General features: G+C 61.9%; 15 protein-coding genes. 2 read left to right on the top strand and 13 right to left on the bottom strand.

Annotation, left to right across the window (positions count from 1 at the left end; genetic code table 11):
- Positions 1 to 107: 107 nt before the first annotated feature.
- Positions 108 to 1,184 (bottom strand): LacI family DNA-binding transcriptional regulator, encoded by a 1,077-nt coding sequence (locus tag RWJ89_RS21150; RefSeq protein ID WP_131641928.1) that lies wholly within the window; start codon positions 1,182 to 1,184, stop codon positions 108 to 110.
- A gap of 225 nt (positions 1,185 to 1,409) precedes the next feature.
- Here RWJ89_RS21150 and RWJ89_RS21145 point away from each other — a divergent pair, with 225 nt between their 5' ends.
- The gene (locus RWJ89_RS21145; protein ID WP_316031388.1) at positions 1,410 to 2,336 is read left to right on the top strand and encodes an SMP-30/gluconolactonase/LRE family protein; all 927 of its coding nucleotides are present in this window, start codon (positions 1,410 to 1,412) and stop codon (positions 2,334 to 2,336) included.
- Between the two features lie 64 nt (positions 2,337 to 2,400).
- On the opposite strand, the gene RWJ89_RS21140 is transcribed toward RWJ89_RS21145, so the two are convergent.
- Together RWJ89_RS21140 and RWJ89_RS21135 are read right to left on the bottom strand one after the other, a co-directional pair.
- Positions 2,401 to 4,548: a vWA domain-containing protein gene (locus tag RWJ89_RS21140; RefSeq protein ID WP_316031387.1), complete on the bottom strand. Its 2,148-nt coding sequence runs from the start codon at positions 4,546 to 4,548 to the stop codon at positions 2,401 to 2,403.
- Positions 4,545 to 5,069 (bottom strand): RNA polymerase sigma factor, encoded by a 525-nt coding sequence (locus RWJ89_RS21135; protein ID WP_132612683.1) that lies wholly within the window; start codon positions 5,067 to 5,069, stop codon positions 4,545 to 4,547. The genes RWJ89_RS21140 and RWJ89_RS21135 overlap by 4 nt, the downstream gene beginning before the upstream one ends.
- Before the next feature lie 224 nt (positions 5,070 to 5,293).
- Between RWJ89_RS21135 and RWJ89_RS21130 the strand changes: the two genes are divergently transcribed.
- Positions 5,294 to 6,208, top strand: a complete 915-nt coding sequence (locus RWJ89_RS21130) for an alpha/beta hydrolase (protein WP_316031386.1) — start codon at positions 5,294 to 5,296, stop codon at positions 6,206 to 6,208.
- A 3-nt stretch (positions 6,209 to 6,211) separates the two neighbouring features.
- On the opposite strand, the gene RWJ89_RS21125 is transcribed toward RWJ89_RS21130, so the two are convergent.
- The 10 genes from RWJ89_RS21125 to RWJ89_RS21080 form a co-directional block, all read right to left on the bottom strand.
- A complete protein-coding gene (locus RWJ89_RS21125; protein ID WP_132612687.1) occupies positions 6,212 to 8,215 on the bottom strand; it encodes a CocE/NonD family hydrolase in 2,004 nt (667 codons plus the stop codon).
- Between the two features lie 50 nt (positions 8,216 to 8,265).
- Positions 8,266 to 9,897 (bottom strand): ABC transporter ATP-binding protein, encoded by a 1,632-nt coding sequence (locus RWJ89_RS21120; RefSeq protein WP_222062184.1) that lies wholly within the window; start codon positions 9,895 to 9,897, stop codon positions 8,266 to 8,268.
- A complete protein-coding gene (locus tag RWJ89_RS21115) occupies positions 9,890 to 10,717 on the bottom strand; it encodes an ABC transporter permease (protein WP_020047866.1) in 828 nt (275 codons plus the stop codon). Before RWJ89_RS21115 ends, RWJ89_RS21120 begins: the two co-directional genes overlap by 8 nt.
- The gene (locus RWJ89_RS21110) at positions 10,714 to 11,721 is read right to left on the bottom strand and encodes an ABC transporter permease (RefSeq protein WP_017958186.1); all 1,008 of its coding nucleotides are present in this window, start codon (positions 11,719 to 11,721) and stop codon (positions 10,714 to 10,716) included. Before RWJ89_RS21110 ends, RWJ89_RS21115 begins: the two co-directional genes overlap by 4 nt.
- A gap of 97 nt (positions 11,722 to 11,818) precedes the next feature.
- Positions 11,819 to 13,408, bottom strand: coding sequence for an ABC transporter substrate-binding protein (locus RWJ89_RS21105; RefSeq protein WP_168282292.1), 1,590 nt, complete (start codon positions 13,406 to 13,408; stop codon positions 11,819 to 11,821).
- Positions 13,409 to 13,526: 118 nt separating this feature from the next.
- Positions 13,527 to 14,309: a carnitinyl-CoA dehydratase gene (locus RWJ89_RS21100; protein WP_131664821.1), complete on the bottom strand. Its 783-nt coding sequence runs from the start codon at positions 14,307 to 14,309 to the stop codon at positions 13,527 to 13,529.
- A gap of 6 nt (positions 14,310 to 14,315) precedes the next feature.
- Positions 14,316 to 16,370 carry an acetate--CoA ligase family protein gene (locus tag RWJ89_RS21095; protein ID WP_025398304.1) on the bottom strand — a complete coding sequence of 685 codons (2,055 nt, stop codon included), beginning with the start codon at positions 16,368 to 16,370 and terminating at the stop codon, positions 14,316 to 14,318.
- Positions 16,371 to 16,374: 4 nt separating this feature from the next.
- A complete protein-coding gene (locus RWJ89_RS21090) occupies positions 16,375 to 17,544 on the bottom strand; it encodes an acyl-CoA dehydrogenase family protein (RefSeq protein ID WP_025398305.1) in 1,170 nt (389 codons plus the stop codon).
- 10 nt (positions 17,545 to 17,554) lie between these two features.
- Positions 17,555 to 19,045 carry a carnitine 3-dehydrogenase gene (locus tag RWJ89_RS21085; RefSeq protein ID WP_316031385.1) on the bottom strand — a complete coding sequence of 497 codons (1,491 nt, stop codon included), beginning with the start codon at positions 19,043 to 19,045 and terminating at the stop codon, positions 17,555 to 17,557.
- 7 nt (positions 19,046 to 19,052) lie between these two features.
- On the bottom strand, positions 19,053 to 19,955 hold the full coding sequence (locus RWJ89_RS21080; RefSeq protein ID WP_168282285.1) for a 3-keto-5-aminohexanoate cleavage protein: 903 nt from the start codon (positions 19,953 to 19,955) through the stop codon (positions 19,053 to 19,055).
- Positions 19,956 to 19,973: the final 18 nt, after the last annotated feature.

Raw genomic sequence — 19,973 nt, 5'->3', positions numbered from 1 at the left:
CTCCTGCATAATCCCTTAAATCGGAATTGGCTTAAGGATAAAATTGTACAACAATTCAAAGTGTTAAAGCGCCGCGCATATGAAAAAGACGCGCGGCGCTGCAGTACTTAAGCGGTCGGCGCGCCGTTGCGATCCGTGCTTTCGCGCAAGACAACCTTGTAGCCTGTTAATGTGATCTCATCGCCGGTCGCCTCGCCGGTATGGAGGGCATCCAGAAGGCGGGCGGCCGCCTGGCGGCCGATGCCATAACAGTCCACATTGATGGTGGTAATGCGTGGATGACAGATGGACGAGATCTCATAATCGCCGAAACCGGCAATGGCGATGTCCCTTGGAACCTTCATTCCCCGGCGCGTGCATTCCATGATGGCGCCGAAGGCGGAAAGATCGGAGACGCAAAGAACCACTTCCGTGTCCGGCCAGCGCTCCAGCAGGCTGACGATCGCCTGGCCGCCCTGTTCCATGGTGATGGGCGGCACGCCGAAGGAAATCATCCGTCCTGGTCCGAGGCCCAGTTCTTCGACAGTCTTCTGGAAACCGGTGCGCCGCTGGCTGCCGCGCGTATCGCGCGCCGTCGTTCCGCCGATATAGCCGAACTTCCGATATCCCTGACTGGCAAGTGTCCGCACCAGCAGGGCCATCGCCTCGCTGTTGGAAAAACCGACAACCTGATTGATCGGATCCTCCGGAAGCTCCCACGTCTCGACAACAGGAATGTCGGCTTGCGCGAGCATGCGCCGTGCGCGCGGCGTGTGCGAACCACCGGTCAGGATGATGCCTTCCGGGCGGCGGCGCAGCATCGCCTCGATCAGTTCTTCTTCTTTCTCCGTCGAATAGTCGGTATAGCCGAGGAGGAGCTGAAGCCCGGTCTTTTCAAGTGCATCAGTCATGCCCCGCGCAGTGTCGGAAAAATTCGAATTGTTGATCGAGGGCACCAGGGCGGCGATGAAGCCGCTTCGCCTTGACGAAAGACTGCCGGCAGACAGGTCGAGCACATAGCCGAGTGCGTCGACGGCCTCCATGATGCGCTTCCGAGTCTCCTCGGAAACGCTCGCATCCTGGCGAAAGGCACGCGAAACGGTCATGGCGGAAACGCCGACATATTTGGCGACCTCCGCCATCGTCAGCTTTTGAGCATCTCCCGGCTTGAGACGTTTGTCTTTCGGCTCATCCTCGTTTTTCACTGGTCTCCGCTTTCACAAGGCTTCCTGATTGGATAATTCAAGACACGATAAAGTTATCGCTATCATCCTACAATTTATATTATTACAAGAATACACCATTCCAATGTCGAGAAACCACGATTACCTGGGAATTTTCGCAGAGGCTGGCAGATCGGCATCTGTACGAAGTCGTTAAAACGCGGCAAGATGATATCGATAACAATTTTTGTGAAGTGGAGGAGCATCTTGTTCGGGCAAATTGACGGGACGGGGCTTGAGGTTCTCGACCCTCGCTTTGAAAGCTGCTTCGTCGGTCACGCTCGCGTCGAGCGTCTTTGGACGGGCGGGCGCTGGCTGGAGGGGCCGGCCTGGTTTGCCGCCGGGCGGTATCTGGTTTTCTCGGATATCCCCAACGACCGCATGATGCGTTATGACGATACCAGCGGGCACACATCGGTATTCCGCTCGCCCAGCAACAACTCGAATGGCAACACTGTCGACAATCAGGGCCGGCTCGTCACCTGCGAGCATCTGACGCGCCGTGTAACGCGCACGGAATTCGACGGCAGGATCACCGTTCTGGCCGATCGAATTGCAGGCAAACGGCTCAATTCCCCAAACGACGTCACCGTCAAGTCCGATGGGACCATCTGGTTCACCGACCCGAGCTACGGCATCCTCCATGACTACGAGGGCGATTATGGCGACGCGGAAATCGGCGGATGCCATGTATACCGGCATGATCCGGCAACAGGCACAACCGATCAGGTGACCTCCGATTTCGTCAAGCCGAACGGACTGGCCTTTTCCCCGGATGAGACGGTGCTCTATGTTGCCGATACCGGGGCAACGCACCTGCCCGGCGGTCCGCGTCATATCAGAAAGCTCGCGGTCTCGAATGAGGGAAGGTTGAGCGATCTCGGCGTTTTCGCAGAATGTACCTCAGGCCTGTTCGATGGTTTTCGCGTCGATCGGAAAGGCCAGATATGGACGAGCGCCGGCGATGGTGTGCACGCCTATGATCCGGATGGCACTTTGATCGGCAAGATCCATATTCCCGAGGGCGTCTCCAACGTCACTTTCGGCGGAGAGAAATTAAACCGTCTCTTCATCACCGCGAGCACGTCTCTCTACGCTGTTTATCTCACCGCCAACGGGGCGAGACCGGGATGATCACCAAACAAGAGGCCGTCCTTTTGGGACGGCCTCTTGTTTGGTCAGTTTTGTGCCTCTTGTCTCATCGTTGACTGAGGCCGTCCGCCAGCCGAACGAGGCCAAGAAAATCCGACCTGTAGCCGAAGGCGTCAGTGCCTCGCGATGCCGCGGCGAGATCGGCAATCGCCTGGTAGGAATAGGTGTCGACAGCCGCGACATGGCTGAGTTTCTGACCAAAGGCAGCGACGGCCACCGAGAAGCGGACATCCTGCGGCGCGGCATCGACGGTGGCGACCGCGTTGCCATCGTTGACAGGCGTGGTGATGAGGGCGCTTTTGTCCTCGCCCGGCCGCTTGTAGCGCATCTTGACGAAGGCAAGCTCGCCTTGATAGGCGCTGTCGGAGGTCTTGGGCGGCACCTGATCGGCGGCGCCATAACGCAGGTCGTCATTCATCACCGCGGGGCTTCCCTTGGGCGTAATCTCGTAAATCGCCGTGACGCTGTGGCCGGAGCCGATATCGCCGGCATCGACGCGGTCATTGTTGAAATCCTCGCGGTTCAGCGCCCTGGTCTCGTAGCCGATCAAGCGGTACTCGGCGATCCGTTCCGGGTTGAACTCGACCTGGAACTTGACGTCGCTCGCGATCGGAAACAGCGTCGATCCGGCCTCTTCGACCAGCGTCTTTTGCGCCTCGGCCAAGGTGTCGATATAGGCGGCGCTGCCGTTGCCGTTCTGCGCCAGCGTCTGCATCAGAGAATCGTTGAGATTGCCCCGCCCGAAACCGAGAACAGTGAGGAAGATACCGTCCTTGCGTCTTTCCTCGATGATGCGCTTCAAATCCTCATCGCTCGACGGGCCGACATTGAAGTCGCCATCGGTCGCCAGCATCACCCGGTTGACGCCGTCCTTGACAAAGGCCTGTTTGGCAAGGTCATAGGCCGCCTCGATGCCTTCTGCGCCGCCGGTCGAACCTCCGGGCTCCAGCCTGTCGATCGCCGACAGGATCTTCGATTTCTCCGCCACGCGTGTCGGCTGGAGCACCGTGCCGGCATTGCCGGCATAGGTGACGATCGAGACGGTATCGTCGGGTTTCAGCCTGTTGACCAGCAGCCGGAAGGCGCTCTTCAGCAGCGGCAGCTTGTCCGGCTCGTCCATCGAGCCCGACACGTCGATCAGGAAGATCAGATTGGCGTGCGGCGTGGTCGCCGGCGCGATGTCATAGCCCTTGATCGCCACATGCATCAATTCCGTGTCGTGGTTCCACGGGGTCGGCATGACAGTCACCGTCGCCTTGAACGCCTGGTCGGCATTGTCAGGGCCTGGCCAGTCATAGGGGAAATAATTGATCATCTCCTCGACCCGAACCGATTGCGGATCGGGCATCGCCCCGCCCGTCAATGACCGGCGGACGAAGGCATAGGACGCGCTGTCGACATCGGCGGCGAAGGTCGAGACCGGATCCGTCGCGACGCTCTTGATCGGATTGGCCGCAGCATTGGCAAACCGCTCGCGGTTGGGATCGAGCTGAATCTGCACACGCCCCTCCGCAGGCGGCACAGGCGAGGGAGCAACGGCGGCCATCGGTTCGGCCAACTGCTGCTGGGGAACGATGCCGGGAGCGGCAGGCACGGAGCGTTTGGCCCCTCCGAGTGCAGCGGCAGAACCTTCCGATTTATTCAGGAGAGTGGATATCTCGTCGGCGCTGAAATCAGGGAGCTGCGACGCAGCCGATTTCGCGGCGGCTTGCTGTTCCTTGTCCCGCAAAGCTGGCGCGCTGTCAGCAGCGGGTTGTTCGGCAAGTCCGCTCGTTTCGGGGGGTGCCGGCCGAAGCTGAGGCACAACCGTAATGGGTTTCGCAGACTGGCGCGCCGCTTCGCCGATCGGTTTCGGCGCATTATTCTTCGAAAGGTTGCCGGCGATCTCGGTCTGGTCGGTGATCGGCAATCCGTTGCGGGTCAGTTCGATCGCGAGATAACCGGCGGCGGGGATGACGAGCAGTGTCGCAAGGGCTGAACCGGCGAGGAATTTCTTGTTCATGGCAGGGCTCCATATCCAGTTGATGATGGAGCTTTGACGCCAGCCTTTCGCATTTCCTTGGGCAGCCGGCGCATCATTTTCTGCGGTGTCGAAGGCCTGCATCGCGGCAGCAAGCGCACGCGCGCGCGCCTCCGGCGTCGCGGCCGGCGGTGTCAGGCGGGAGAGCTTTTCGAGTTCCTTGTCCACGGTCATACCTCTTCCTTGCCGAGCACGGCCTTCAGCCTCTTGCGCGCCTCATGAACCTGCCAGGACACAGTCGCTTCCGAGCAGCCCATGACATCGGCAGCACCCGAATGGCTGAGACCTTCGCCGTAAACGAGCAGCACGGCGTCGCATTGTCTTTCCGGCAAGGCGCGCACGGCGGCCCATAATTCGCTCGATAGCTCGTCGTCATTTCCATCAGGCGCATCCTGCTGCGGTTCGGCGGCGTAAGCGCGGAATGTCTGCTCCTCTCGTGCAAGCTTGCGTCTATGGTCGCGGGCAGCGTTCAGCGTCAGTGTATAGAGCCATGTCCTGAAGCGGCTGGCGCCGCGAAAGCTGCGGATCGCCGCGCCGAGCTTGACGCAGACCTCCTGGGCGATGTCGTCGGCGTCGGTGGAACTGCCCGACCACCGCCACGCCGTTGCATGGACGAATTCATAATGGCGCGAGACCAGTTGCCCGAAGGCCTCCCGGTCGCCGCCCTGCGCTCGTTCTATGAGCTCTGCGTCCAATTCCGCACCTACCCCATGCTATCCAGCAAGATGCTATTTCGAGATTGAGACGTTTCTCGGATGACTTTCCTTGGGTCGGCGATGAAAAAATTATTGCGAATTTTGAAAGCCGCGACATCCATGGGTCGCGGCCAGACAGATCGTCCGCGTCACAGAGGCGCATGATGAGGACAGAGTCGGCCAGGGACATGATCTGTCATGTCCCAAATCGCGAAAGGACCTCCATGTCCGTTCAACCGCCTGTCCCCACCGAAAGGGGCATCCTGCAGTTTCTGGCGATTTGCGATTCCTTCTATCCGCCAGACGCCGTTCAAGCATCGATCGAACAGCAGCGACATTGGTACGACGCTCTCTGCGCGCGTTTCGACCGCCCGCTGCCCCCGGAGATGATCTTTGCGGACGGCATGCTCCAGCGCATACCGATCCGCCGCTACCGTCCACGGAAAATCAGCACACGCACCATTCTGCTCTATCTTCATGGCGGCGGCTTTGTTGTCGGTTCGCTCGAGAGCCATCATGCCATCTGCGCCGAGATCGCCGATTTTGCCGGCGCGGAACTTGTTTCGGTCGATTACCGGCTGGCCCCTGAATATCGCTGGCCGGCCCAGACGGATGACGGCTTTACCGTGTCGAAACATCTGCTTTCCGCCAACAGCAAGGTCGTGCTGATCGGCGACAGCGCCGGGGCCAATCTGGCGGCGGGCCTTGCATTGCGCGCGCGCGACGAGGGCCTGTCCGGAGTCGTCGGCCAAGTTCTGATCTATCCGGCGCTTGGCGGTGACCTTGCCGCAGGCTCTTACGTCGAAATGGCCGCGGCGCCGGGCGGCCTGACGACGGCGGATGTCGCCTATTATCGCGAAATCCTGCAGGCGCCGGCAGGCAATGAGATCGCCGAGCCGCTGCAGGCAGCTTCGCTTGCCGGGCTGCCGCCGGCCTTCATCACGGTCGCGCATTTCGATCCGCTCCGGGACGACGGCCGGCAATATGCCGCCCGGCTCACCGCGGAGGGCGTCGAAGTCTGGTTCAGGGAGGAGCCGCAGATGGTGCATGCCTGGCTGCGCGCTCGCCACATGAGCGAAGGCGCCCGCGACGGCTTCCGCGCCGTCTGCGAGGCCATAAGGCGTTTTGCTGCGGCCTGATGGTCACATCAGGTCGCGCGCAATCCGCTTTTCCGCAAAGACCTTTTCGAAGATCTGCACGTCATCCTCGAAGGCGGTGACGACAGCGCTGATGACCCAATCGGTGCCGGTGCAGGCAATACGCGCGGTCGCGACAGTCCGCACGAACCAGCCGGGGCGGCGCATGTCGCAGGTCCAGGTCGAGGTCCCGGTCATCGACTGGGGATTATCGGGTGAAATCGACCAGACTTCTTCGCGCAATTGCCGGGTCGAGAGACCTGTCTCAGGGTGTTCGGTGAGCCCGGTATCCTCGTGGATGTGATAGTCCGTTCGGGCGGCTGAGAGATCGCGGGCGACCTGCCGCTTCGTTACGGCGCCCGCATGCTCGATGTATTTCGGCAAGGGATCGGGATTGGCCGGCTCCTTGATTTCGATCCGCCGGTGCTCGCCGAGCATCGGCAGCCCCAGGCCGAGTGCGGCGATATCGATGTCGATGCCGTCGTCATCAGGCGGCGGCAGGATCATCGGCCAATATGCGGTGGACAACGAAAGGCGGATGCGATGGCCCTTGCGGAAGCGATAACCGCAGGCATCGAGCACGAGCCGGATCGGCACCGTCTCGCCCGGTGTCAGCGGCTTGGGATCGGCATTGCCGTCGCGGTGGGTAAGATTGATAACGCCGAAGGCGACACGCGTTGCCGTGCCATCGGGATGGACATCGACGAGCCGGGCGCAGAGATTTCCGCCCGCCGCCCGAGACCGCAGCGCAAGCGTGAGCACCGGCCGGCCGAGATAGTCGTGATCCCTCGCAAGCGGCATCGTATCGAAGACCAGCGAGCCGGCATCGTCCGAGCGTTGATCGATCGCCATTTCCGCATCGGGTTTCAGCGTGAAATATTCACCCGATGCGGTCCCGGTGTCGAGCGGAGAGCGGAGATAGACGGGATGTTCGGGCGCGTGCGGAATCGGCATGCCTTCCGTCAGCTTGCCGAACTGCTCGACATAGAAGCACTGCATCCGCGGCGGCGACCAGACGTCCTTGGCGACCCAGAAACCCGGATCGCTGTCGCGTCGCGGGGCAGGGCGGATGGCATCGAGAATATAGGCGCGGACCTGCGGCAGCTTGTCGATCCCATTGTCCTCGCCCCGCAGCCATCTGTTCCACCAGGCAATTGCCTCGCCATGAAAATCGGTGCGCGGCTTCGGCCAGGCGAAATGCGGATATTTGTGGACCCAGGGGCCGATCAGCGCCTTCGCCTTGTCGCCCAGTCCTTCGACCGCCATCAGAGGAGTATTGCGGTAGCCGTCAGCCCAGCCGGCGATGACCAGCGTCGGGATTTCCACGCTCGAAAAATCCTCCGAGATCGATCCGTGACGCCAGAAATCGTCGCGCCGCTGGTGGGCCAGCCACTCCTCCATGAAGAAGGGTTCGCCTGCCAGGCGTTCCAGCCACATTTCCTTCCAGCGTTCGCCGACGAGTGAAGGGTCGGGCGGCCGCGACTGGTAGCCGAGCATCGTCGCCGCCCATGAGAGCTGGGCGGAGAGATGGCAGCCGTTCTTGTAGTGGATGTCGTCATTGTAGCGGTCGACGGTCGAGGCGATCGAGATGACCGCCTTCAGCGCCGGCGGGCGCAATGCTGCGACCTGCAGGCTGTTGAAGCCGCCCCAGGAGATGCCCATCATGCCGACCGCGCCATTCGACCATGGCTGCGCGGCAATCCAGGCGATCAACTCGCAGGCATTGGCAAGCTCGCTTTCGGTATATTCGCCGTCGATGACCCCGTCGGATTCTCCGGATCCGCGGATATCGACACGCACGCCGGCAATGCCTGATGCCGCGAATACCGGATAGGTCGACTCGTCCCGGAGACTGGTTCCGTCCCGCTTGCGATAGGGCAGGAATTCGAAAACGGCGGGAACGGGATCTTCGCTCGCGCCATCCGGCATCCAGATGCGCGCGGCAAGCCGCGTCCCATCCTTCAGCGTAATCCATTCATTCTCGATGGTGATGAAGCCGCGCGAGGTCATGCTCATTCCTTGACGCACATTGCATGAGACGAGGGGTCTGCCTCGTCAGGTCAGTTACCGGCGCTCTCCATGCGACGCGTGGCAAGCACCCGTTCCAGCCAGCCGATTTCCATTTCCGGCACGGATTTCAACAGCAGATCGGTGTAATCGTCAAAGGGCGGCGACAGCGCCGTCGATTTCGGACCGAACCGCACCAACTTGCCGCGATGCATCACCGCCACGCTGTCGGCGATTGCCCGGACGATTGCGATGTCGTGGGTAATGAAGACGTAGGACAGCTGCTCTTCTTCTTGCAGGCGCAGCAGCAGTTTGAGGATACCTTCCGCCACCAGTGGATCGAGCGCCGAGGTCGGCTCGTCGCAGAGGATGAGCTCGGGCTTGGCAGCAAGCGCTCTCGCGATCGCCACGCGTTGCTTCTGGCCGCCGGATAGTTCGGCCGGGTAGCGATCGACGAAGCCCTTACCCATCTCGATCTGATCGAGCAGTTCCTTCACCCGGGCGGTCTTCTCAGCACCTCTCAGGCCATAATAGAAGGTCAGCGGGCGGCCGATGATGTCGCGGACCGTCTGGCGCGGGTTCATCGCCGTATCGGCCATCTGGTAAATCAACTGGATGCGCCTCAGGTCGTCGTTCGGCCGGCTCTTGAGATCCGGCATCAGCGGCTTGCCATCAAAGACGATACGCCCGCTGCTCGGCGGCAACATGCCGGTGATGACGCGTGCCAAGGTGGATTTTCCGGAACCGGATTCGCCGACGACCGCGAGCGTCTGCCCCTTCGGCACGTGCAGCGTGATATCATGCAGCACTCTGAAACCGTTGGAATATTCGGCACTGATATTTTCCACACTGAGAAGTGCTGCAGACTGGTCGGCCGCTTCCTCGCGATAGGCCTGCCTGACATTGACGAGAGCGCGGGTATAATCCTCCCGCGGCGCCTCGATGATCTGCTGGACACTGCCATATTCTACCTGCTTACCATAACGCAGGACCATGATGTCGTCCGAAATCTGGGCGACGACGGCCAGGTCATGAGTGATGTAGAGAGCGGCGGTGTGCGTTTCCTCGATGGCATGCTTGATCGCCGCCAGCACGTCGATCTGCGTGGTGACGTCGAGCGCCGTCGTCGGCTCGTCGAAGACGATGAGTTCGGGATTGGAGCAGAGCGCCATCGCGGTCATCGCCCGCTGCAGCTGGCCGCCGGAGACCTGGTGGGGAAAGCGCTCGCCGAAGGTTTCGGGATTGGGCAGGCCGAGAACCCCGAACAGATAAAGCGCCCGTTTGCGCGCCTCCTCCTTGCTCATCAAGCCATGCTTGACCGACGCTTCGATCACTTGATCGCCGAGCCTGTGCGCCGGATTGAAGGCGGCCGCCGCCGACTGCGCGACATAGCAGACCCGTGCGCCGCGAATTTTCCGGATGCCGTTCTTGCCAAGCGCCAGGAGATCGGTGCCGTCGAGCCGCACCTCGCCGCCGGTGATTTCGGCGCCGCCCCGGCCATAGGCAAGTGCCGACAGGCCGATCGTCGACTTGCCGGCGCCCGATTCCCCGATCAGGCCGAGGACCTTGCCCTTTTGCAGGTCGAAGGAAACGCCGTCGACGATCGTCACTCGCTTCGGCGATTCACCCGGCGGATAGCTGGTTGCTTCGATCTTCAGATTGCGAACGGAAAGAAGCTCAGGCATCGCCGCGCCCTCCCTTGAGGCTGGATGTGCGTTTCAGGAGCCAGTCGACGACGAGGTTGACGCAGACGGCAAGTGTCGCGATCGCGGTACCCGGCACCAGCGCTGCCGAGATACCGAAGATGATGCCGTCCTTGTTGTCCTTGACCATGCCCCCCCAATCGGCCGCGGGCGGCTGAATGCCGAGGCCGAGGAAGGAAAGCGTCGAGAGGAACAGGATCGAGAAGGCGAAGCGCAGGCCGAATTCGGCAAGCAGCGGCGACAGCGTGTTCGGCAGGATTTCGCGGAAGATGATCCAGAGCTTGCCTTCGCCGCGCAGCGTCGCAGCCTCGACGAACTCCATCACCGCGACATCAAGCGCCACGGCACGGCCGAGACGATAGACGCGGGTGGAATCGAGGATCGCCATGACAAGGATCAGCACGACGATGTTTTGCGGCAGCACCGCCAATACCACCAGTGCGAAGATCAGCGTCGGGATCGACATCATCAAATCGTTGAAGCGTGAGAGGACAGTGTCGACCACGCCGCGCGAGACGGCGGCGGTGAAGCTCAGGATGATGCCGAGCGAGAAGGAGATGACGGTGGCGGCGGACGCGACCACCAGCGTCGTGCGTGCGCCGTAGATCAGCCGCGAGAAGATGTCGCGGCCGAGATTGTCGAGACCGAAGATATATTGATCATCCGGCATCTGCCAGACGTCGCCGACGACCTGCGTCTCGCCATAAGGAGCGATCCATGGTGCGAAGATTGCGAAGATGAAGGCGATGACGATACCGGCCATGCCGATCCAGGCGGTGATGGGAATATCTCTTAATCTCATCGCGGATGCCTCAGCCTGGGATTGGCGATAATCGCGAGAATATCGGCCGTCATATTGAGGAAGATGTAGACAGCCGCGAAGATCAGGCCGCAGGCCTGCACGACAGGCATGTCGCGCACGGTGACCGCATCGACCATGTACTGCCCCATGCCGGGATAGACGAAGACCACTTCGACAACGACGACGCCGACCACGAGATAGGCAAGTGTCAATGCGATGACGTTGATGATCGGCGCAAGCGCATTGGGGGCGGCATGCTTGACGATCGAGCGGAAGGCACTGAGTCCCTTCAGCTCTGCGGTCTCCATATAGGCCGACGACATGACGGAGAGGATTGCGGCCCGCGTCATGCGCATCATATGCGCGAGTACGACGAGCACGAGGGTCGCCGTCGGCAGCGCGATTGCCTTCAACCGCTCGACGAAACCCATGCTGTCATAGACCGTCGCCGGAAAGGTGGCCACGCCGAACTTGACCGCGAAGAACAGGATCAGCAGGTAGCCGACAAAGAATTCCGGCAGCGATATCGCCGCAAGTGAGATGACGTTGATGATCTTATCCGGCAGACGGTTGCGGAAATGCACCGACAGCATGCCGAGCCCGACGGCGAGCGGTACTGATATCACGGCCGCGAAACCCGCCAGGAAGAGCGAATTGCCAAGGCGCTTGCCGATCTGTTCGCTCACCGAATTCTTGCTGGCCCAGGAGGTGCCGAAGTCACCCTGGACGGCGTTGCCGAGCCATTCGACGTAACGCGTGATGATCGGGCGGTTCAGCCCGAGGTCCTCTCGAATATTGGCAACGGCCTGCGGTGTCGCCGACTGGCCGAGATAGGTGGTCGCAAAATCGCCGGGCAGGGCTTCCAGACCGCCGAAGATCACGATGGAGACGGCAAAGAGCAGGACGATGCTGAGCAAGAAGCGCTCAAGGATAAGGGCAAGCAGCGGAAAACGCTGCCGAAACCCGAGGCCGGGCAAGATATTGCTTGGGGCAGGATTGGTCATGGCGAGGACCTCGCGCTAAAACGTCGGGAGGACCGCGGGTTTTCATCCCACGGTCCAGGCTTCGTTGGAGATCGGAGGGGCAAACGCCCCCATGCCCTCAGGCGTCCAGCCAGACGCGGGTCGCGACGTAACCGTTCGACATGTCGTTGCCGATGTCATGGACATAACCCTTCACCTGCTTGGTGGAGGCGTTCACGAAATCGTTAAACATCGGCAGGATTACCCCACCTTCGTCACGCACCGTCATCGCCATGGTGCGATACATGTCCTTGCGCTTGGCTTCATCAAGTTCGGAGCGGGCCTCCAGCAGCAGCTTGTCGAAGTCAGGACGCTTGAACTTGGTGTCGTTCCAGTCCGCCGTCGAGAGATAGGCGGTGGAATACATCTGGTCCTGGGTCGGACGGCCACCCCAGTAGGAGGTCGAGAAGGGTTGGACGTTCCAGACATTGGTCCAGTAGCCGTCGCCCGGTTCGCGCTTGACCTCAATCTCGATGCCAGCCTTCTTGCAGCTCTCCTGGTAGAGGACGGCTGCATCGACACCGCCAGGGAAGGCGACCTCGGAGGTGCGCAGAAGCACCGAACCGCTATGGCCCGACTTCTTGTAGTGGAACGCGGCCTTGTCGGGATCGTAAACGCGCTGCTCGATGCCCTCGGGAAACAGCGCATAGGTGCTGTTGATCGGGAAGTCGTTGCCGACCTTGCCGTAACCGCCGAGGATCTTCTCCACCATGGTCTCGCGGTCCATGGCGTATTTGAGGGCGAGGCGCAGGTCGTTGTTGTCGAACGGCGCCTTGTCGCAATGCATGATGAAGACGTAGTGGCCGCGGCCGGCGGTCGAGAGAATCTCGACGTTCGGGGCGCGCTTCAGCAGATTGACGGTCTTCGGGTCGACGCGGTTGATGTAGTGCACCTGGCCGGACGACAGGGCCGCGATGCGGGCGGTGGCATCATTCATGCCGATGATCTCGATCGAATCGACATAACCGCGGTCGGTGCGCCAGTCGTCCTTGTTCTTTTCGAAGGTGGCGCGGACGCCGGGCTCGAAGCTCGTCATCTTATAGGGGCCGGTGCCGATCGAGGCGAGAGGATCGTCGGCGCCGCCGTTCGGCTGGATGACCAGATGGTAGTCGGACAGCAGCAGCGGCATGTCGGCATTGCCTTCGCTGAGCGTCAGCACGAGATTGCCGCCGTCGGCCTTGATCTCCTTGATCGAGCCGAGAACACCGAGCGCGCCGGATTCCGACTTCGCATCGGTGTGACGTTTCAGCGTCGCAACGACGTCGTCGATCGTCAGTTCCTTGCCATCGTGGAACTTGACGCCCTTGCGGATCTTGAAGGTCCAGGTGACAGCATCCTTCGAGGGCTCCCAGGATTCGGCGAGTGAGGGCACGGCGGCACCCGTCAGCGGATCGGATTCGACCAGCATGTCGCCCCAGCAGCGGCCGATGCAGAACATGACCTGCGACAGGAACTTCGCCGGGTCCTTCGAATCGGTGGCTGCACCGCCTTCAAGGCCGAGCTTCAGGTGGCCGCCGCGCTTCGGTTCGGCGGCTTCGGCACTTTCGGTGAAGAGCTTGTCGGCGACGGCAAGTGTGATGCCGGCCGCCATGGCGCGTCCCATGAATTCGCGGCGGCTGAGCCCGCCGGCGGTGACACGGCTTGCGAGATATTTGGTGTAGTCGTTCATTCCCCAGTTCCTTCTTTATGGTGCGTTGACAGAACTTCCGGGCTGGTCCGCAGGCGGTTTCCTCTCCCCCTCCGGTGCCCGCATCATGCGGGAAAACAGTGCGGTTGCTGCCGCCTGGTTATTTTCCTTTCCAAATAGGGCTTCGCTTCTCGGCGAAAGCCCGTGCGCCTTCCAATTGGTCCTCGCTCGAATAGAGCCTGTCGACCGTCGCAAACTGCCGCTTGGTGATCTTGTTCATGGCAGTCTGGAACGTCGAACCCTCCGCCTCGCGGACGATTTCCTTGATGGCCGCATAAACGAGCGTCGGACCGCTCGCGAGCAGCCGGGCAAGCTCCCAGGCTCTTTCCATCAGCCGATCGGCCGATAGGATCTCGTTGACGAAACCCCAGCGATGCGCCTCCTGAACGTCGAGCCAGCGTCCCGTCAAAAGCATGTCCATGGCGATGTGATAGGGTATGCGTTTCGGCAGCTTGATCGAGGCCGCATCGGCAACCGTGCCCGAGCGGATTTCCGGCAGGGCGAAACTCGCATGCTCGGCGGCGATGATCAGGTCGGTCGACAGCGCGATCTCCAGTCCACCGCCGCAACAGATACCGTTCACCGCACAAATGACCGGCTTGTTGAGGTCGCGCAGTTCCTGCAGCCCGCCGAAGCCGCCCACACCGTAATCTCCGTCGACCGCATCGCCTGATGCCGCCGCCTTGAGATCCCATCCGGCACAGAAAAACTTCTCGCCGGCGCCTGTAACGATGGCGACGCGCAGCGCCGGATCGTCGCGGAAATCTTGGAAGATCAAGCCCAGGGCACGGCTGGTCGCAAGGTCGATGGCATTCGCCTTCGGCCGGTCGATGACGACTTCGAGCACTCCGTCGTCAAGTCGTGTGCGAATGGGATCGCTCAACCTATGCTACCTCCTCCGCCGTATCAGAGCATCGACTGCAATAACGCCATGCCCTTCGGGAAGAACCATCAATGGATTAATGTCCAGTTCCTCCAGGCATGCCGCGTTCTTTACGACATAATCTGCCGCTGCTGAGACAGCGCCGACAGCGGCCTCGAGATCGCCTCTCGGCCGACCACGATAGCCATAGATCAATTTCGCCAGCTTGAGACGTGAAATCGCTGCGTGGATGTCGGTTTTCGTCGCCGGAAGGGGCAAGATGATGGAATCGTCAAGCAATTCAACGAAGATTCCGCCCGCTCCAAGCGTGAGCGACAATCCGAAGACAGGGTCGCGGATGGCGCCGACAATGAGCTCGGCGACCGGCGGATCGATCATCCTCTCGACCAGAAAACCGGCATTCGGCGGCATGGCCGCCGCCGCATTAGACACAGCTTCAACATCCTCCAGGTTGAGCGCGACGGCCCCGGCCTCGGTCTTGTGGGCAATGCCGAGCGCTTTCAGCACGACGGGAAAACCGAGCCGCTCGGCCTGCTCAGCCGCTTGCCCGGGAGAGGAGGCCAACAGCCCCTTTGGAACCGGAAGGCCGAAGGCGGCAAGCTCAGCCTTGGCATCGGCCTCCGTCAGCGTCTCGATCTCGCCATCGATAGAGGACACATCGAGCAGCGGCAGGGGAGGCGGGCGATCCCACGCCTGGCCGATACCGGCGGCGACTTCCGCAGCCGTGATGGTTTCGTCGATGCCGCAGAAGGCAATGATGCCATTTGCCATCAGCCGATCGGCGATCGGCTCCGGCATGTTTTCCGGAAGGGTTGCCAGAAGGCCGGCCAGCGCACCGGTTGCGACAGCAGCCGCAATCACCGCGTCTGCCGTCATCGCCCATTCGGACGCATCGCAGCGGTCACTGCGGGGGAAGTCGAGGACAACGAGATTGAGGGCATAGCCGCCGTCGAACATGGCGCTGAAGGCTTCGGTCTGGCGTGCGAGATCACCCCAGACGAAGGTGTGGTAATCGAGCGGATTGGAAAGCGTCACCATCTCGCCGAGGAGCCGCCGCAGCTGGGGCAATTGTTGCGGCTGCAGCGCCGGGAATTCCACATTGCGACCGACGGCGGCATCCGCCATCAGCGATGCCTCGCCCCCGGAACAGCTCATCGACGAGATCGCATGGCTGGCGAGCGGTCCGGCGACATGCAGCAGCTTCAGGGTTTCCAAGAGCCCCGGCAAGTTCTGGACACGGCCGATGCCGAGGCGGGTGAGCACGGCATCGGCGACGGCATCGCTGCCGGCAAGCGAGGCGGTATGCGACACCGCCGCGCGTTTTGCCTGTTCGGACCTGCCGACCTTCAGCACGACCACTGGCTTCCTCGACCGCCGGGCAAGGGCGGCCAGGCGTTCGAGCGCCGAGAGATCCCCGAAGCCCTCGACATGAAGGCCGAGCGCCGTGACGCGCGGATCGTCGATCAATGCGCAGGCGACATCGGCAAGCGATGTCTGCGCCTGATTGCCTGCGGTGACCACATAGGCGATCGGCAGGCCGCGGGTCTGCATGGTCAGGTTGATGGCGATATTGGAGGACTGCGTGAGGATCGCGACGCCACGTTCGATACGCTGCATCCCATGCTGATCAGGCCACAGCAGCGCGCCGTCGAGACCGTTGATGAAGCCGTAGCAATTCGGCCCGAGGATCGGCATGTCGCCGGCAGCCGCCAAAAGGGCCTGCTGCAGTTCGGCGCCGTCGCCGAGTTCACTCGTCGCCTCGCTGAAGCCCGATGCATAACAGACCGCCCCGCTGGCACCGGCCTCAGCGAGGCTGCGGATGATTTCGACGGTCAGCGTCCTGTTGACGCCGACGAAGGCGGCGTCCGGCGCCGAAGGCAGGTCGGAGACGGAGCGATAGCAAGGCCGCCCGAGAACCTCGTCAAGCTTCGGATGGACTGGCCAGATCTCGCCGGCAAAACCCATACGGTCGCACTGCTCAATCACCCTACGCGCCTCGCGGCCGCCGAAGACGGCGATCGTTTGCGGTCTGAGCAGGCGGTCGAGCGAGCGAGGCGTCATCGGCTCATGCTCCCAAGGGTCTAAGCAGGTCGCGGCTGATGATATGCCGCTGGATTTCAGAGGTGCCGTCCCAGATGCGCTCGACGCGCGCGTCGCGCCAGAAGCGGGCGAGCGGCAGGTCGTCCATCAGTCCCATGCCGCCAAAGATCTGGATCGCTTCGTCAGTCACGCGGGCCAGCATTTCCGACGCGTAGAGCTTAGCCGAGGCGATCTGCCGGTCTGCGGGGCGGCCGGCATCGACCTGCCAGGCGGCGGCAAGGGTCAGCCAGTCGGCCGCGTCGATCTCGGTGATCATGTCGGCGAGCTTGAACGACACGCCCTGATTGGCGCCGATCGGCTTGCCGAACTGCTTGCGCTCGGCGGCATAGGGCAGAGCCAGGTCGAAGACGCGCCGCGCCCGGCCGACGCAGGTAGCGGCAACTGTCAACCGCGTGCCGTAGAGCCATTGGTTGGCGATGTCGAAGCCGCGGTGCACTTCGCCCAGCACCTGGCTTGCGGGAATGCGGCAATCTTCGAAGCTGAGGGTGCAGTTATGGTAGCCGCGATGCGAAACGGAATCGTAGCCTTTGAGGATTTCGAAGCCCGGCGTGCCGCGATCCACGAAGAAGGCGGTGATCTTCTTCTTGATGCCCTTCGGTGTCTCCTCCTCGCCCGTCGCGGCAAAGACGATGACGAAATCGGCGACATCGGCATGCGAAATGAAATGTTTCGTGCCGTTCAGCACGAAGTCGCTGCCGGCGCTGCCGTCGCGGCGGGCGGCGCATTTCATGCCGCGCATATCCGAACCGGCGTCCGGCTCGGTAATCGCAAGCGCATCGATCTTCTCACCCCGCACCGCAGGCAGGAGATAGCGCTCGCGCTGCTCACCCTCGCATGCCATGAGGATGCCGGAGGGCCGACCGAAGAAAACGGTCAGTCCCAGGGAGCCGCGTCCGAGCTCCCGCTCGACCAGCGTGAAGGTGACATGGTCGAGGCCGGCGCCGCCGACCTCTTCCGGAAAATTGCAGGCATAGAAGCCGAGATCGATGCATTTGCGCCGGATCTCGTCTCCAAGCTCCGGCGGGACGATACCGCTGCGCTCGACCTCGTTCTCATGTGGATAGATCTCGGTTTCCACGAAGGCGCGGACCGTCTCGACGATCATTTCCTGTTCTTCGCTCAGTCCGAAATCCATGCCGATCCTCCTACCGCTTCTGGCCGACGTGACGACCGACGCCTTCAGGCGCGACCAAATTCGCATGCGCTTCGACAATCGCCTTGACCTTGTCGAGAATGACGGCCGGCGCCGGTATGGCCTTGCCGGCCTTGCTGTCGACATGCAGCAACATGTGCTCGGCGGTTGCGAGAACCTCGCCCGCCCCCGTGTCATACAGGGTGTGGAAGACATGCAGCCGCTTCTCGTCGACACCAAGGATCTGGCAGGTCGAATGGATAGTCTGGCCAAGCTTCGCCTCGCCGAGATGGCGGATGTGGGTTTCCACCGTGTAATAGCTCCGCCCTGTCTCGACATACGCAAGATCAACGCCGATGAGGCGCAGCAATGCATCTGAGGTATCCCCGAAAACCTGCAGGTAGCGGTGCTCGGTCATATGGCCGTTATAGTCGACCCAGGCGGGACCGACCTTCGTCTCGACGAGCCTCAGCGGCTTCGACGGGTCGAAAGATGTGGTCGCGCCGCCGCCTTGCGCCCAGAGCGATTGCTCGAAGTCCTTCAACAGCTTGCCGGCGCCCCAGCCCTTGCCGCCATCGCCGCCCTTGAGAGCCTGCAGGATGCCGACGAGGTTTTCGTCGCGGATACGTTCGAGCTCGCGGATTGACAGGCCGGCCGCCTGTTCATCGGATTGCCGGCCGATCTTTTCGATCAGCGCATCATCGAGATCGACGACATCGGTGAGCTTGGTCCAGGGCCAGGCGAGGCATGGACCGAACTGGGCGAGGAAGTGGCGCATGCCGGCCTCGCCGCCGGCAATGCGGTAGGTCTGGAACAGGCCCATCTGCGCCCAGCGCAGACCGAAAGAGTAGCGGATGACGTCATCAAGCGTCTCGACGGTGCAGATATCGTCGTGGATCAGCCACAGGGCCTCGCGCCACAGCGCTTCGAGCAGCCGGTCGCCGACGAAGGCCTCGATCTCCTTGGCGATGTGGACGCCCTTCATGCCGATCGGCGCCAGTCTTTCCATCGCCGCCTGGATGGTCGCCGCCGAGGTCTTTTCGCCGCCAACGATTTCGACGAGCGGCAAGAGATAGACGGGATTATAGGGATGGGCGACGAAGAGGCGCTCGGGATGCTTCATGTCGCGCTGCAGATCGGTCGGCAGCAGGCCTGAGGTGGAAGAGCCGATCAGGGCGTCCGGGCGCGCCACAGCATCGATCTCAGTCAGCACCCCGCGCTTGAGGTCGAGCCTTTCCGGCACGCTTTCCTGAATCCAGTCGGCGCCGGCGACGGCTTCCTCCAGCGTCGTGCAGAAGGTCAGCCTGCCGCGCAGCGGCAGGGGTGCACCTGTCAGCATGGCATAGGCTTTTTCGGCATTGGCGATGACTTCGCCGACGATGCGGCTCGCCTCCGGATGCGGATCGAACACATCAACGTCGATGCCGGCCAGCAGGAAACGCGCGATCCATCCGCCGCCGATGACGCCGCCGCCGATACAAGCTGCCTTGTTGATCCCTGTCATGCCGTCCTCAGCGCTTCGTCAGTTTGAGTTTCTTGCGAACGTCTTCCGGACCGATGATCCGCGCACCCATGCCCTCGACCACCTGCACGGCCTTTTCGACGAGTTCAGCATTGGTGGCGAGCTGGCCCTTGCCGACGAAGAGGTTGTCCTCCAGGCCGACGCGCACGTTTCCGCCGGCGAGAACTGCCGCCGCCGGATAGGCCATGGCGTTGCGGCCGATCGAAAAGGCCGAGAAGGTCCAGCTCTCAGGCACGTTGTTGACCATCGCCATGAAAGTGTTGAGATCGTCGGGCGCGCCCCATGGAATGCCCATGCAGAGCTGGATCAGGACCGGGTCTTCGATCAGGCCTTCCTCGGCAAGCTGCTTGGCAAACCAGAGATGGCCGGTGTCGAAGGCCTCGATCTCGGGGCGGACGCCGAGATCCGTCATCTTCTTCGCCATCGCCCGCAGCATGGCCGGCGTGTTGGTCATGACATAGTCGCCGAGGTTGAAATTCATCGTGCCGCAGTCGAGCGTGCAGATCTCAGGCAGGCATTCGGCGACATGGCTGACGCGCTCGGTGGCGCCCGCCATATCCGTTCCGTTTGGATTGAGGGGAAGGGGCTTTTCGACATCCCCGAAGATCAGGTCCCCGCCCATGCCCGCAGTGAGATTGAGGACGACGTCGACATCGGCCGAGCGGATGCGGTCGGTGACTTCCCTGTAGAGATCGTTACGGCGGCTGGCGGCACCCGTTTCCGGATTGCGGACGTGGCAGTGAACGACTGCAGCACCAGCCTTTGCCGCGTCGATAGCGGAATCGGCAATCTGCTTGGGAGTAATCGGCACGTGGTTGGATCTGGAAACCGTGTCGCCGGCGCCGGTAACGGCGCAGGTGATGAAGACATCGCGGTTCATCGCAAGAGGCATGTTTTTGTTCTCCCTCGT

It is taken from the genome of Rhizobium sp. 10PS4 (assembly GCF_032464805.1).
Taxonomy (GTDB): domain Bacteria; phylum Pseudomonadota; class Alphaproteobacteria; order Rhizobiales; family Rhizobiaceae; genus Rhizobium; species Rhizobium laguerreae.
This window is presented reverse-complemented; position numbering and strand designations above follow the sequence as displayed.